We start from the raw sequence: 15464 nt of genomic DNA on the forward strand, positions 1-15464 counted from the left end.
CGGTTCTTATGGGGAGGGGCTGGAAACGGAGCGACGGAGAACCCTATTCGGGCACGAAAGGGGAAACCCCGGAAACAGACAAGGGCAATCCTACACAGCGCTACCGCGCCAGTCCCTTACCCGACAGGAGTATCACAAATCGCTCAAGTCCAACGCGGCCCTGGCCAAATCACCGACACGGACACTGCGGACACAGTCCAACCATGTGTTCTTGTCGATCTGCGCCGTCTTCAAGCTCGAATGCCTCAAGCGGGTCCACAAGCTCAACCACTTCGCGCTGCGCGCGAAACTCTATGTCGAGGCGCTTCAGCATGCCTTCGGCGAACTCAAGCGCCTGAAGGCGGCTGCGTAACATCAGTTAATAATCGAGCTGAACCAGTGCCCCAGAGCAACCATTATCCGAAGCCTTACTGGGATGCAAGCAGCCCTGCTCAGCGCAAGAAGCTTGCGTGCTTCGTGCTCGAGGATCACGCGAAGGTCAAGCGTATCGTGCGCGAGGCGGAGGAGGGGCTGAAGGGCACCATTGGAGACCCCTCGTTCTGCGCGTATGTCGAAGGCACGCCGGGTCGGGCACGGGTCGAGATGCAGGCGCTGTTCGTTTGTTTGCAGCAGCAGTCCGAGCGTGCCCGCGGTAAGCGATTCACCTATGCCCTGGAAGCGGACCACGGGGCACAGGGCCAGGCCGTGCGCCTGCTGCCGGAGGTTCTCACCGATGGGCGGGGTGTCTGTCTCGACTGGGTCTTGGTTTTCGCCGCTTGCGCGCGGGCGGCTGGGCTTTATCCGCTGATCCTCGCAACCCAAGAGCATGTCGTGCTCGGCTATTGGCAGAGCGAGCCGGCAGCGTGTAAGAACACCCAGCCGGTCATCGAAGGCGATTATCTAGCGCGCCTGGTCGAGGGAACGCCAGATGCGCGGCCGATCGGTGTCGTCAACGCCACCCGCATCCCGTTGGACGAGACAGCCCAGCTGATGACGTTTGACAAGGCGGAATCCGAGGCGCTGACCCATCTGCGCGAGGTCCAATACGCCTTGGACCTGCGCGTCTGCCGCGAAGCTGGTCTGGTGCCCCTGCCGCTGGATCTGCCGCTGCCGGTCTTGGGCGAGTTTATCGACCAAACCAGCGAGTTCGTGCGCCATCGCGACTTCATTGCCCGCCCCGGTTGGCAGCACCGGGTCGAGACATTTCTTGCCAAACAGGCTACAGAGGGCGGCTATCTGTTGTTGACCGGTGGCGAAGGAATCGGCAAGAGCGCCTTCATCGCCGATCGGATCCGCCGGAGCAGCGAGCCCGTCTATCGCTTCCTGCGACACACACAACCCGGCTGGGACGATCCGCTGACGCTGCTGCAGTCGTTGCGCACTCGCCTGTGGCAGAAACACGGCGTTGACGCCGCGCCCGAGTTGCGACGCCACCAGCGGGAGGTTCCCCAGGCACCCGTCGATGCGGCCACGGTGCTGCTCCAGGACCAGCTCGTGCGCCTTGGCGCGGTGCTCGCGGCCAGCGGCGAGACGGAAACCATCTATGTGGATGGACTCGACGAGGCTTTCGGTCCCGTTGCACGCTATCACGACCTCCCGGGGCTGCCGGGACTACTGCCTGGACACTTGCCGGCACGTATCAGTGCTATTTTAACTTCTCGGCCAGGCGATCACCTCGGCTGGCTCGCCGACCCTAGCCTGTGCTGCCAGCACCGCCTCGAGGACTTCAGCGACGGCAATCGCAAAGATGTCGAATGCTACCTGAACAACCATGCCGCCAGCGTCGAGCCCTCCTTGACGCCGGATTTCGTGCGCGACGCCGCGCAGCGCATCGACGGCAATTTCTACGTTGCTTTGCGCGTGCTGGAAAACATTCGCGCCGCACCCGCCGCACCGCGCGCACCCGAGCAGTTGCCTGAAAATGTGAACGTGCTGCATCAACAAACCTGGGCGCGGATCGTGCGCCGGGCGGGCAAGGACGATATGGATGAATTATCGGTACGCGCCGTGCTCGGCTTCGTCGCCCTGGCCGCCGAGCCGTTGAGCCAGGATACGCTCAATGCCTTGGCACCAAATGGCACTGAGTCGGTTTTAACCTGGGCGGCCGAGTACTTCGCCCCCCGACCCGCCCGGCGCGATTCGACCGCCCCCTGGGTATTCAATCATTCCAGCGCGAAAGAGTTCTTGGTCGGCCAGTTGAGCCAGCAGGAACGCGAGGCGTTGCTGGCTGCACTCGCCAACGGCTGCGCGAAATGGCGTGAACTCGATGGTTGCGCGCGGCACTATGCGTTGCGGTACCTTCCGCAGCATTCGCTTTCTGCCACGAATCGTGCTCAATTGGCTGCGAGCACCCTGCTTGACTATGACTACCTCGCTGCCGCCGTTGGTGCCGGAGAGACGCCGCCGACCGCAAAACCACCGATCGACATCAACCGGTTACCGACTTTCTGCGAGATGGCCGCTGCGTCTGTCGGCGACCCACGGCAGAGCGAAGCGCTCAAGCTGCTGGGCAATGCATTGACGCTTGCGGCTGCCGCAGTGGCGGCCTGGCCGAACGAGCTGCCGAGTCAACTGCTCGCCCGCTTGCTGCTGCCACAGGCGCGATCCTTCACCTCCGTCAATGACCTCCTTAGCCCGCTGCTCAACCAGGCGGCCAAAGAGTCCCGCTGGCTCTGGTTAAAGCCCTCGCGCCGGAGCGTTTCCGCTGCTGGCGGCTTCTTGGTGCGCGTGCTTCAAGGACACTCGAACACGGCGAACCACGTTGTTCTCGCTGGCGACCGGCTGGCTGTCTCCGCTTCCGAGGACGAGACCCTGCGTGTCTGGAACCTCGCGACCGGACACTGTGAACACGTCCTCGTGGGACATAAGGGGAGTGTAAATCACGTCGCTCTCGCCGGTAACCTGCGCGCCGTCTCCGCCTCCGGCGACGGTACCCTGCGCGTCTGGAATCTTGCGACCGGTCTCTGCGAACGCGTCCTTGAGGGGCATTCTGGCCGGGTGATGCACGTTGCTCTCGCTGCCGACCAGCGCGCCGTCTCCGCCTCCGACGACGGTACCCTGCGCGTCTGGAATCTCGAGACTGGCCACTGCGACCGTGTCCTCAGGGGGCATTGGGGCGGGGTGAGATATGTCTTTCTCGCCGGCGACCGGCGTGTCGTCTCCGCCTCCCACGACTTCACTCTACGCGTCTGGAATCTTGAGACTGGTGACTGCGAGCAGGTCTTAATCGGGCACTCGAACACAGTGAAAAAGGTCGCCTTGGCTGGCCACCGGCGCGTCGTCTCTGCTTCGGTGGATGGCACGCTGCGTGTTTGGGATATTGAGACCGGTAACTGCGAGCAAGTGCTCAACGGAAACGCGGGCGACGTGAATGACGTCGTACTCGCCAGCGATCAGCGAGTCGTTTCCGCCTATGGCGACGGCACCCTGCGGGTTTGGAGTATCCAAGAAGGGAACTGCGAGCGGGTTCTCAACGGGCACACAATGACGGTGCGCCACGTCGGTCTCGTCGGCAACGGACGGGCTGTCTCCAACTCTTCGGATAACACCCTGCGCGTCTGGGATCTCGAGACCGGCCGCTGCGAGCATGTCCTCAATGCTTTCGGCCCGATAGTGAAGCATTTAGGCTTTGCCGAAAACCACCTCGCCGTTTCCGCTTACGACAACGGTATCCTAGCTGTATGGGACTTTCAGGCCAGGCGCGGCGACCAGATTCTGGATGGGCACTCGCGCCGGGTCAATCAAATCGCCCTTGCCGACAGCCGACTGGCGGTTTCCGCCTCTGAGGATGGCGCAGTACGTGTTTGGAACCTCGAGACCGGGTGCCTCAAGCGCCTCCTCAAGGGGCACTCAGAGGAGGTAAATCACGTTGTCTTTTGCGGCAAAAGGTGGGTCGTCTCCGCCTCTGACGACTGCACCCTGCGGGTTTGGGATTTTGAAACCGGACACTGCGAACGCATCCTCGTAGGGCATTCTGACCGGGTGATGCACGTTACCCTTGCTGGCGACCAGCTCGCCGTTTCTGCGTCCCGTGATCGAACACTGCGCGTCTGGAACCTTGAAACTGGATCCTGCGAGGGCGTTCTTAGAGGGCACAAAAAACGGGTAATAAGAGTTACGCTTGCCGGTGAACGGCGCGCCGTTTCCGCGTCCGGGGATGGAACCCTGCGCGTCTGGGATCTCGAGAACCAACAATGCGAACATGTCCTTAAAGGACACTCGAACACGGCAAACCACGTTGTTCTCGCCAGCGACCGGCTGGCTGTCTCAGCCTCTGAGGACGCGACCTTGCGCGTCTGGGATATTGAGACCGGACACTGCGAACGCGTTCTCGAAGGACACACGAGCAATGTGAATCACGTTGCTCTCGCCGGTGACCTGCGCGCCGTCTCCGCCTCCGGCGACGCTACCCTGCGCGTCTGGAATATCATGACCGGTCACTGCGAACGCGTCCTTGAGGGACATTCTGGTCGGGTGATGCACGTTGCCCTTGCTGGCGACCGGCTGGCCGTCTCTGCTTCCCGCGATCGCACCCTCCGCCTCTGGGACCTCGAGGTCGGCACCTGCCTCGCACGATTCACTGCCGACACGGGATTGCAGACATGCGCCATCACCCCCGACGGTCAAATCGTCGCTGGAGATGACGCCGGCCAAGTGCATATTTTCCGGTTTTAGTTGCAACATCGCATGTAAAATGCCGAAAGAGCCAAGAGTTGGCGAGGCTCAACGAAACACGACACTGGCATCGATTAGCCAAAGGAGGAGTCAATGAGTGCAACTTTCGAGGATGTCCAGGTCAGGGCCGATGCCTTCCGCCATCTCATCCTGCGCAAGAATAAGATCGAGGAGCAACTTTCTAAAAACAATCGGTTGATTAAATTCTACGAGGAAATCGCCAGTTGGAGGAATACCCTGATTGCTCAGAACGACGACGCGATCGAAGCCGCGGAGGCCGCTCTGTATGCGCTTCTAGATAGTTACGAACTGCTGCCGGTTTTGATCGATCCGCCGCTCCAGCGTCAGTCTTCGTTGTTGCGTACGCGCGGCGCGGCTTCGACGACTGGGTCACTCGGTGCTAAAGAGCGACGAGGTCTGCTGGATGATGTCAGCCGTTTCTTTGCCGCCGATGCGGAGTATTCCGAAAGTTGCTCATGAAACTCAGCTTTTTATCACACGCCGCCAGCAAAGTCATGGACGAGGCCAAACGCGCCGCGCTCGGTGACGAGGCCACCGAGATTACCCCGCTCCACCTGCTTAGCGCGCTGGCCGCGCAAGCCCCCGAGTTGATCACCAAAACTCTGACATTGACCGGGCTCGAGCCAGCAAAAGCCAAAAAATGTCTTGAAACATTGAGTGCTCCGCTTGCTGTAGATGTCGAGGACGATCCAAAGCGAACAGTGAAGATCGGCCAAATGACCTGGGCTGCACTCCGCAAGAGTGAGTCGTTGGCCGTCGAATTCCCGGGTCAGCATCCTCCGTTGGTCGAGCCAGTGCATTTGTGGGTGGCGCTGTGCGAGGAGGTTACCGCCAGAGACGACCAGCTTTTCGTCGCCATCGACTGCCCGGATCAACAGCCGAACAACCTTGCTGCGGTAGCGATGACACAACTGCCGGCGAAAGCAAGCACATCGTTGCAATCAAAGACGCCGGCACGCGCCGCCATCGGACTCGGCGAAATTGAAACCTTTTGCCGGCGCAATTTGACTGCCCTGGCCCTCGGCGGGCGCCTGACACCGGCCTTCGGGACCGATACCGCACGAGGCGAGCTCGTGCGCAATCTGCTGAAAATGCGCCAGCGCAGCGTCGTGCTGACTGGCCCGGCCGGAGTCGGTAAGACCAAGCTCGTCGAAGACCTGGCCCTTGGCATCGTCAAGGGCGAGATTCCGGCGCTTAGCGCCTGCACGGTCCTCGAGTTCGACCTCGCCGAGTTCACGAAGGGTACCCATTTTGCCGGTTCGCGGGCCGAACGCTGGTCGCGTCTGACCAAGGCGCTGCGCTCACATGCCGACGAGGTTATTCTGTTCATTGATGAGCTTCACACCATCGTCGGCGTGCCGCTTGAGGGTCAGTCCTTGGACATGGCCAACGCGCTCAAGCCGCTGATGGTTGACGATGCCGTGCGCATCATCGGGGCGACCACCAGCGACGAATACCGCCGCTATATCGACGGCGACCTTGCCCTCGCCCGGCGTTTCACCGAGGTGCGCGTGCCCGAGCCCGACGAGAACGGGGTCATGGAGATCCTGACGCGAGTCGCGCCAACCTATGGATCCTATCATCAGGTTCATTATACGCATGATGCCCTGAAGGCAATCGTCGACTTGGCGCGTCTGTACTTTCCGAACCAAGCGTTTCCGGCCAAGGCGGTCGATCAACTCGACGAACTTGGTGCCCATGCCCGGTTGACCCGCGCCGCGAACCTCGATGACCATTCCCCGATCCAGATCACGCGCGCCGATGTTGAGGAGACGTTGCGCCGCGTGCGGGGTATCGAACCCATGGCGGCCGCACCAGACCTCGTCGAGCTGCTCAGCGCTCGTGTCATCGGCCAGGACCATGCAGTCAAGTGCCTCGCCGACGCGGTCATCACGGCTAGCCTCCGTTACGGGCGCGATCAATGGCAGCGGCCGCGGGCTATCATGCTGTTTCTCGGCCCGACCGGCTGCGGCAAGAGCTACCTGGCCGAGGTGCTTGCGGACATCCTCTTTCCCGGTCGTGACCACCTGCTGACACTCGACATGGCGGAATTTTCCGGTGCTGCGGGTGGCAGTGAACATGCGTTGTGGCGTTTGATCGGACCGCCCCCACCATATGTTGGCTGGGAAAACGGCGGACTACTCACCAGCCATGTGCTGCGGCATCCGGTCTGCGTAGTGCTCGTCGACGAACTCGACAAGGCCAGCCCCGAAGCCCGAAACGTGCTGCTGCGGATCTTCAATGAGGGCTGGATCGAAGACGGCCGCGGTCGAGCAGTGTCGTTTCGCGGTGTCTATTTCGTGCTGACCGCCAACGCCGCAAGTGAGATTTGGGGCGAATGCAAGCAGCAGATCGGGTTCGTGAGCGACGAGCAAACACACCCGCCGGCGCAAGAGATCTCTGAGTCAAGGTTGCGTGATGTGTTGGAGCGCGAAGGCTTCGCGTCCGAGTTCCTAGGGCGTTTGACCAATGTGGTTCTGTTCGATCGCTTGGAGGAGTCTCACCTTCGGCGTATCGTCGCAAAGCAACTGGCCGCTCTGCGGGATCAAGCCCTGGTCGAAGACTTCGTTTTGCTCGACTACGACGAGGAAGCCTTGGCCGCCTGGCTGGTCGAGCGGATTCCTGAACCCGTTGATGTTCGTCGGCTTCGCGCGACCTTCGAGCGCCGCATCGAGACCCCAATTTCGCACTGGCGGCTGCGCGAGGTGGCGCAGCATGAGCGTCCTCGGGTACTCTATCTGCGCACTGAGAACGACGACGAGCTAAATCTCGAAGCTGAGGGCGGGGTAAGCGCAAAACTTCGCTTGATGCAGCGCGTCGCCGAGGTCTTTAACCAACGTCGAGCCGACGAGACTCGTCTGCAAACCGCAAGCGCGGTCTTGATCTAATTACACCACGCTTAATAGGGATTATGATGAAACTCACGCAATTGACTGTCGAGCGCTTGGTCGAACGCGACACGCTCAGCTTGAATTCGAAGTCCGATCAAAAATTTTTTTACAACCCGATGAACCTCGCGAACCTCAGCATCAGGAATCCCGCCATCGCGACGGCATCGCACGCCAAGGTGGACTTCCGAGAGACGACTGTGCCGGAAAATACCCTGGCACCCCGGGCCTTCGTAGAGGGTATTTCCTTATCTTCGCGAACCAACCACGAAGCCTTAAGCCATTAAGTCAACGAGATCTAACCATGGCTATCACTTTAGAGGAATTGCACGCATTGGCGAGCGACAGCGGATTAAACGTTTTTGTCGATCGCGACCGGAATACCGTATTGCTAATGATGCAGGGTATCTTCGGCTCTCACAACACATTGATGTCAGTAGAATTGGAAGGGCAATTTTTTCAAATTCGTACACTTGGTGCGTTGTACTGCCCAGCCGACCATCCCAACTGGAGCGCTGTCGTCAAACTACTCGCCACGGTGAATTACCAGACACGATTTGTGAAGTTCGGATGGGATCCATCCGACGGCGAAATCAACGCCGCCGGCGATGTGTGGATTATGGACGGTACCCTCACAGCCAAACAGTTTGAACGAATCCGTTTGAATTTTTTCCCCATCATCGACTTGAACTTTCAACGACTCCGCTTGACGATGGACACTGGACAAGATCCGGGAGACGATGTTGGAAATCTGCCTGGCGCTAGCGGCATCGCAGGCTTGCTCGAACACTTACCGCCAGACGTGCGGGCGAAGCTCAAAGCGTTAATCGACGAGGACGACGAGCCTCCGGAGATTTGATCCAATATTGGAGACTGCTGCCGGTGGCGGCGCAATCTAACTCCAGCGCGCTAGAGCCGAAGCAGTAGCACAAGATAGCGAGACGCTTGACTCATCGCCCTTCGCCGAGAACCTCTGCGCCAGTTCCATGCGTCGAGAAATGGCCGCTTCATTGCTCGATCAGATCACGGGCGGCGAGATCCCGTGCCCCGAGAAAATGCCCGTCGCGCTTGATCCGCAGCGGCGTGACCAGGCGTAGCCGGATGGCTTGCGGGTCAGGGTCGGGCCAGGGGCACGGTTCGCAAGACTGGTAGACGCCGCCCTTGGCCGTGCAGACCGGCTTTCAGCGTCTGTCTCCCTGGTGCTCGCGCTCAACGGCGGTGAGGCTTAAGCGCCCGACCACGCGTCCGAAACCGCGCTGACCGGCGAGGCCTAGGAGTCTGTCGGGCTTAAGGTCTACCACACCATTTGCCCCTCACAGAGGCTGAAAAACGATGCATGCGTCCTCAGACCGCCCATTGGCGGGGGGGGGTTACGGTGCTGATGCCGGTCTCTGCGTTTTGGGCAGACCTATCCTGCCAGCACGTGAAGTCGCTTCAAGTTGTAGGCCAGACAGACCAGTGTCCACTCCCCCGTCACCGCCTCCAGTCCGCGCAAGAGGAACTGCCGGAATCCCATGACCTCCTTGATGATCCCGAACACGGGTTCCACCGTCGATTTGCGTTTGGCATAGAGGGCTTTGCCTTCCACGGTCTTGAGCCGATGGCGCATCCGGGCCAGGGGACTGGCGGTCGCGGGTGGGGCGATGCCGGCCTCGGCGAAGCGGGCTTCCGGGCTGGGATGGTGGATGTCGCGAGCGCCGGCCAAGTACGGGGTGATGTGCCCCTGCTCACACGCCTCAGTATTGCTGGCGCTGCCATACCCGGTATCTCCCACGAGCGATCGAACGTGCCCAAGCGTCGGTGGCAACGCCGCCAGATTCGCCAGGGCCGGCGTCAGTTCCTGCTGATCGTTGGGGTGTTGCGTGACATGCTGTTCGAGGATCAGACGACTGTCGTGTTCCACCCCCGCCTGGGCGTTATAGGATTGCTCAAACCCACCCCCAGACCCCGGCATGATGCGCGATTCCGGGTCGGTGAAGTTGACTTGATCGCGTTCGCGCGGCCCAGGTTCCGGCGGCTTCGGTGCACGCCCTCCCAGCTTGCGTCCCCGTTGTTGTTCGCGCGCTCGGCGCTGCGCCTGCTGCTCCTCATACGCCGCTTTCTCGAGGTCATAACGGGCTTGCGCACGCGCTTCCAACTCCGTTTTCACGTCGCCGATTTGCTGCAATCGCGCTTGGCGCATCGCGACTTCTTCCCCCACCTTCATCCCGGCGACCGGTTCCTGGTCGCCCGCCGTCTCGGCTTGCTTCAGCAAATCCTGCACTTCCGCACGCAACTGCTCTTCCAGGCGATTGGCGTAGCCCCAACTCATCGCCTTGTGCTTGCTGGCGTTGGCGTGAATTTTGGTTCCGTCCAAGCTCACATCGCCTAACCGTAAGACGCCAAAGGCATACGCCCAGACCAAGATCTGGGTAAACAGCTCTTCCAGTTCCCTCAAAAACCGCTTTCGAAACGTGTTAATGCTGTCGTGATCCGGATGGGTATTGCCCGTGATGTAGACGAACGGGATCGATTCATCGGTCGCCCGTTCCAACTTGCGACTGGAGAATATCCCCGTTGCATCGCCATAAAACAGCAGCGCCAGCATCATCTTGGGAGGATAGGGCGCCGAGCCTCCACCACGATAGGCATGCTCCAGGGCGCTGACATCCAAGCCATCCACGAGGCTCACGATGAAGCGCGCCAAGTGATCGGGATCCAGCCAGTCCTGCACCGGAATCACGAACGGCTGATTTCGCTCGATGGGGATGAATTGATTGCTCATGGCAAGGCTCTTCGGCGGCGACGGAACCATCTTAACTGGTTGACGAGCGGGAAGTCCGACAGACTCCTAGCCGCGACGAAAGCGCACATCGCTGCCATCGAATCGCTGCGGGAATCAGGCACCCTGCTGATCAACTGCCAACTCGGGCAGCGAAGATCCCCGACAGCGGCCCTGATCCTGCTCGCCTCTTTGTTTCCTGGCCGGGAAGCCGCGCTTGCGGAGTGGATCCTTGCCGAAGCCCCTTACGTCGAATACAACCGCTGGATGCTCTCGCTGGCCTCCGGGGATTTTCGGTCGGTCATCGCGCTGAACCGCCCGCGCGTACCAGCACCTCCGGGCTGTTTTTTCGAGCTGAACCTCCTGGGAACGCCGAGTTGCACTCGGCAATGCCAGCAAAGCTTGGAGTCATTTCAGACGTAACAGATAGAATATGATCTTTTAAGCGACTATACGTTACGATTACACCATACCATCCGATGCAGCCCATCCTCTCACCCACCACCCGCAACGCCCTGCGCCTGCTCGGCGGCTTGATCGAGGAAGGCCGCCTGCGCAAGGGCTGGTCGCGCGAGCAACTGGCCGAGCGGGTCGGCGTGGGCGTGCTCACCATCCGCCGGGTCATCCAGGGCGAGCCGGGCGTCGCCATCGGCACCTATTTCGAGGCGGCCACGCTGGTTGGGATCCCGCTCTTCGGTCTCGAACCGATCGGGGCGCTGGAGCGTGAACTGATCCGTCAGCAGGAGAAACTCCAGCTCTTGCCGGCGCGTATCCGTCGCCCCAACCTGGATCGGCTCGACGATGACTTCTGAGCGTCCGAATGACCACCGGGGGGCCTATGTCTGGATCTGGCTGCCGGGCGCACTGACACCCGTGGTCGCGGGGCGGCTCCAGCGCGAGCGGCATGGCGGCTATGCCTTTGCCTATGGTCGTTCCTACCTGGACCGGGACGAGGCCATCAGCCTCTTTCGGGACGAACTGCCCTTGCGACCGGGCGCCCAGCGACAACGCGACGACAACCTCCCGTCCTGTCTGCGCGATGCCGCGCCCGACGCCTGGGGCCGCCGAGTCATCGTCCACCGACTGACCGGACAACGGGGTCAGGCGGCCGCGCGGGTCGAACTCAATGAACTGACCTATCTGCTGGAGTCGGGGTCGGACCGGATCGGCGCACTGGATGTCCAGGCGTCAGCATCCGAGTATCGAGCGCGCGAGGCCGCCCCCGCCAGTCTGGACGAACTGGCGGACGCCGCCGAGCGGTTGGAGCGTGGCGAGCCGCTGTCGCCCGAACTGGCGCTCGCGCTCCAGCACGGAACGTCCGTCGGCGGCGCTCGACCCAAGGCGCTGCTGTCCAGCGAGTCCGCCCGGCGGATCGCCAAGTTCTCCACCAGCACCGACCTCTTCAATCTGGTCAAGGCGGAGTATCTGGCCATGCGCCTGGCCAGCCGGGTGGGCCTGGATGTCGCGCCCGTGGCCCTGACCCGAGCGCTAAACCGAGACGTGCTGCTCATCGAGCGCTTCGACCGGCGTCGCACCCCCGCCGGCTGGGAGCGCCGTCTCATGCTCTCCGCGCTGGCCCTGCTGGGGCTGCGCGAGTTGGAGGCGCGCTATGCCAGTGACGAGGATCTGGCGCACCGGGTGCGCCGCGACTTCAGCGACCCGCGCCAGACGCTCGAAGAACTCTATGGACGGATGGTCTTCAACGTCCTCTGCGGCAACACCGACGATCACGCGCGCAATCATGCCGCCTTCTGGGATGGCCAGACCTACCGGCTCAAGCCGGCCTACGACCTCTGTCCGCAACTGCGCACCGGCGGCGAGACCAGCCAGGCCATGCTCCTGACCGGCCAGCGTCGCGACAGCCGACTCGTCACCTGTCTGGACGCCGCGCCCGTCTTTGGTATGACCCACGACCAGGCACGGAGCCTGGTCGATCATCAGCGCGCGACGCTGGACAATGCCTGGGACGAGATCTGCGACGAAACCGGATTGAGTCGCGCCGAGCGGGACGCGCTCTGGCAGCGGTCGTTTCTCAATCCCTATTGTCTGGAGGGCTATCCGGCGGGGTAGCGAGCGGATCGCACGGTCATCAACGCCTTCTCCGCAAGCCGGTTCGATGATCGGATAGGACGGTCGAGCCGCCGATCAGCTCAGTGCCGACCGCCAAGCGCGCGCTCCGCCTTCCTGCGCACCCAATTGTTTTCATCGTGAGCGAGATCCTGGAGCATCTCGCGGATCCGGTCGGTGCCAAGTCTCTTCTTGATCAGCATCCCGGCAACGAAGGCGATGCACTCTCGCTGTGGCGGCGCCGGCAGCGACGCGAAAGAGAGGATCGCGTTGGGATCCAGTTTCGCAAGATCCAGAATGGCGAACTCGATGTCCTGTGCCTGCGACTTGCCGCAATCCGGCGTCAACTGCTGGATGAGTTTCGCGATGCGTTCGCTTGGCGTGCCATCCTGTTCGAGCGTAATCGGCGTCTCAAGCGCTGTCTGCAAACAGCCCGCATCGTGAGCGAGCAGCGCGATCAGGACGCGGGCGATATTCCGCGCATCGTCGATACCGCTGTGCGGACGCCCCTCGAAGGTCAATCCCAGGTGATCGAGCATCCCCGCAAGTCCCTTGAACTGAGCCTGCGGAAAGCACCGGGCGAACACCTTCTTCACATTGATCCAGGACCGTGCCCAAGCCGGCAGCGGCAGGCCATGCTGATGACATTGCGCCGGCATGAGAGTGTCCAGATCCCAGTTACCGCAGGTGGCGATGGGCGCATCCTCAAGCCCGTTGGCGCCGATCCACTGCTGGAAGTCGCGGAACACCGTCGGAAAGTCGTCGGCGCTGTCGATAGTCGCTTGACCAATGCCGGTCAATCCCGTGCAGAACGCGGTCAGTCGCGGATGGGCGACCGGGCGAACGTAGCGATGGAACTCGTGCATGACCGAGCGATCCGGCACATTGACGACCACGGCGGGAAACTCGATGATCTCTTGCGGCACGGGATTGTGCGGCTCATCGCAGGTCGCCTCGAAATCGATGACGATGATTCGTGTCCAGGTACTGGCGGTCATGGGAGCCTCTTTGGAGTGGGTTGCCTTTTGGGTGTTCGTGGTCATGGGTGCGCTCGGCTCATCCAGACTCAGACGATGAAGTGTCCGATCATCCTGAACACCATCGAAAAACCGATCCAGAACCCGTTGGAAGACGTCCGTGGAAGGACTGGCGAGCGCGAACAGGGTCGCGCTGGAACGGAGTTTCCTGTCATCCGGATGCCCGAAGATCTCGGCGGCCGTGCGGCCCTGGATGGCGATGGCGTCCTCCGCGCACTCGACCAGGCGCGGCCCCAGCAGCGGGTGGTTGAGGTAGGCACGCGCCTCATCCAGGCCATGGATGCCGAAGCGTCGCGAGTTTTCGCTCTGGCCCAGTCCGAGTAACTGCGGAAAGATGAACCACATCCAGTGGCTCGTTTTCCGCCCGCCGCGAATCTCGGCCAGCGCGCGTTCGTAAACGCCGGATTGCGCCTGGACGAAGCGTTCGAGTTCGGTTTGGAATGAGCGATGGATGGTCATGGATCTCAACTTCTACGGGATGAGGGGCCAATCGCAACGGCGCCTTGCTGTTTCTAGCCCAAAAGCAATTGAACGCATCATGTCTGCCGAACATGATGCTAAAAACATCGTCTCGATCCGAGAGGCGCACTATTCAGAGAACTCACCCAACTCACGGAATTAAGATAATTTCTTAGAGGTATCGCCAAATGATTAAATGTTTCGCCGTCAAAGTTGAGGCTGAGGCAAGTTCGAAAAAACTGCCTGCGGATGTGAATCAGACCGGTTGCTGGATATTAACGGCAACTCCAACGACCGTCCCAATTCAGAGCGTAACGTCAGATAAAGGCCCGCTTCTACAATCCGCGACCGCAATGTTTGCTTACGTCGGTGGCAGTACACCCAGCGGGCCTCTTCCGATCGTGACATCTTCTGTTGAGCTAGCAGCGAATAAGTCATCCTTTACAGTCAACGATGAATACGTTCTATTGGAGGATGATAATTCGCAGGATGGATTTGGCAATCGATTAAAGGTATCTGAGTGTTCTTCAAAAATGGGGTTGAAATGATTGGTTTTCGATAATTTCCAATAACCTTTACATCAGCTGGGTCAGCCGGCAAGGATGTCCCGGGCGTTAGTTCGGTAGCGTTTGCGCGTGACCGAGACCCTGCTCGAAGTCGGCGTCACATCCCGTGGGACCACAATCGACTCTGTTGCAACAACGCCATCTACTCTGGGCCGATGCAGTCTATCTATACTTGACTATAGTGCTTGATCTGTTCACCCGTCTTGGAGTGGACTGATCACGCAAGCTCCGGTAGCCGCTGATAGCCTCACCGATGTGTTGCCGATGGTCTGTTCGATCGCCAGCAAGCATCCGTTCTGATCCTGCATTGCGATCACGCTAGCGATACTCCTGCCGCGGCTTCCAGGGCATGCTGATGGGCTGCGGCATGAGTGGTAAAGGCCGCAGTCGGGAGAACACCCAGACCGAGAGCTGGTTCAACTGTCAAGAGCGCGCGCTTCGCCAAGGATGCGGCGATGAAAGTCACGACGTGCGGGTGCATCCAAAGGTTCGGCGGCCGTGGACAGTTTCACCCAACTTTCGGTCATACCGCATCGACTTATTTTTTTGGCACCGGGGACTGCAAACAGCAACCCCCCATTGGCATAATCGCTCTCTATTGGCCAAAGAAATAGCGATAGAATCATATTAGCTAGGACCCTGTCACATAAGGGAAAACTGTTGATAATTAATTATATATTGACAATGCTGAGCATCAATTTTTCTCTCATTTTGCAGCCATGATAGCGTATCAGCGTCGAGCGTTTTTGTAGTCTTCAACCCGTTGCACCATTGAAATAGGTAGACTGCTCTTATCGTCTTGCGACCAACTTTTCCGTCGATCTCGCCGGCCATATATCCAAGATCATTGAGTTGCTGCTGCGCCTCTTTCACATCTTCAATACTTAAGTACTTCAATAGAAATATTTTTAGGAAATCTGTTGAAAAATCATGTTGAAAATTGAATTTTATATTGATCTCCAAATAAAGAAAGAATATTTTCGAGCGATGCCTTTAGTGCATGGAAAGAAGC

General features: G+C 60.2%; 11 protein-coding genes and 1 pseudogene. 9 read left to right on the top strand and 3 right to left on the bottom strand.

Features of this window, described 5'->3' with window-relative positions; all coding sequences use genetic code 11:
* From CCR95_RS24975 to CCR95_RS18525, 6 genes and pseudogenes are all read left to right on the top strand, one after another.
* A pseudogene (locus CCR95_RS24975) lies at window positions 1–352 on the top strand (hypothetical protein); the annotation flags it as partial.
* A gap of 26 nt (window positions 353–378) precedes the next feature.
* The gene (locus CCR95_RS26150) at window positions 379–4653 is read left to right on the top strand and encodes a hypothetical protein (RefSeq protein ID WP_201097224.1); all 4275 of its coding nucleotides are present in this window, start codon (window positions 379–381) and stop codon (window positions 4651–4653) included.
* Window positions 4654–4746: 93 nt separating this feature from the next.
* Complete coding sequence (locus tag CCR95_RS18510) at window positions 4747–5133, top strand: hypothetical protein (protein WP_201097226.1); 387 nt, start codon at window positions 4747–4749, stop codon at window positions 5131–5133.
* Complete coding sequence (locus tag CCR95_RS18515; RefSeq protein ID WP_201097228.1) at window positions 5130–7562, top strand: AAA family ATPase; 2433 nt, start codon at window positions 5130–5132, stop codon at window positions 7560–7562. Before CCR95_RS18510 ends, CCR95_RS18515 begins: the two co-directional genes overlap by 4 nt.
* A gap of 23 nt (window positions 7563–7585) precedes the next feature.
* Entirely contained in the window at window positions 7586–7849 is a 264-nt protein-coding gene (locus CCR95_RS18520; protein WP_201097230.1) for a hypothetical protein, read from the top strand.
* 17 nt (window positions 7850–7866) lie between these two features.
* Window positions 7867–8421 (top strand): YbjN domain-containing protein, encoded by a 555-nt coding sequence (locus CCR95_RS18525; protein WP_201097232.1) that lies wholly within the window; start codon window positions 7867–7869, stop codon window positions 8419–8421.
* 549 nt (window positions 8422–8970) lie between these two features.
* Here CCR95_RS18525 and CCR95_RS18530 read toward each other — a convergent pair.
* A complete protein-coding gene (locus tag CCR95_RS18530) occupies window positions 8971–10326 on the bottom strand; it encodes a transposase (RefSeq protein ID WP_201097234.1) in 1356 nt (451 codons plus the stop codon).
* A 39-nt stretch (window positions 10327–10365) separates the two neighbouring features.
* Between CCR95_RS18530 and CCR95_RS18535 the strand changes: the two genes are divergently transcribed.
* Genes CCR95_RS18535 through CCR95_RS18545 form a run of 3 tightly spaced genes read left to right on the top strand, consistent with a single transcriptional unit; the run spans window position 10366 to window position 12393 of the window.
* A complete protein-coding gene (locus CCR95_RS18535) occupies window positions 10366–10746 on the top strand; it encodes a hypothetical protein (RefSeq protein WP_201097236.1) in 381 nt (126 codons plus the stop codon).
* Between the two features lie 56 nt (window positions 10747–10802).
* Window positions 10803–11135, top strand: a complete 333-nt coding sequence (locus CCR95_RS18540; protein WP_201097238.1) for a helix-turn-helix domain-containing protein — start codon at window positions 10803–10805, stop codon at window positions 11133–11135.
* Complete coding sequence (locus CCR95_RS18545; protein WP_201097240.1) at window positions 11125–12393, top strand: type II toxin-antitoxin system HipA family toxin; 1269 nt, start codon at window positions 11125–11127, stop codon at window positions 12391–12393. Before CCR95_RS18540 ends, CCR95_RS18545 begins: the two co-directional genes overlap by 11 nt.
* 80 nt (window positions 12394–12473) lie before the next feature.
* On the opposite strand, the gene CCR95_RS18550 is transcribed toward CCR95_RS18545, so the two are convergent.
* Both CCR95_RS18550 and CCR95_RS26450 read right to left on the bottom strand, forming a co-directional pair.
* Window positions 12474–13886, bottom strand: coding sequence for a DUF1810 family protein (locus CCR95_RS18550; protein WP_201097241.1), 1413 nt, complete (start codon window positions 13884–13886; stop codon window positions 12474–12476).
* Between the two features lie 1208 nt (window positions 13887–15094).
* Window positions 15095–15325 (bottom strand): peptidoglycan-binding domain-containing protein, encoded by a 231-nt coding sequence (locus tag CCR95_RS26450; protein ID WP_420825671.1) that lies wholly within the window; start codon window positions 15323–15325, stop codon window positions 15095–15097.
* Between the last annotated feature and the right edge of the window lie 139 nt (window positions 15326–15464).

The organism is Thiocystis minor (genome assembly GCF_016653465.1).
GTDB lineage: Bacteria > Pseudomonadota > Gammaproteobacteria > Chromatiales > Chromatiaceae > Chromatium > Chromatium minus.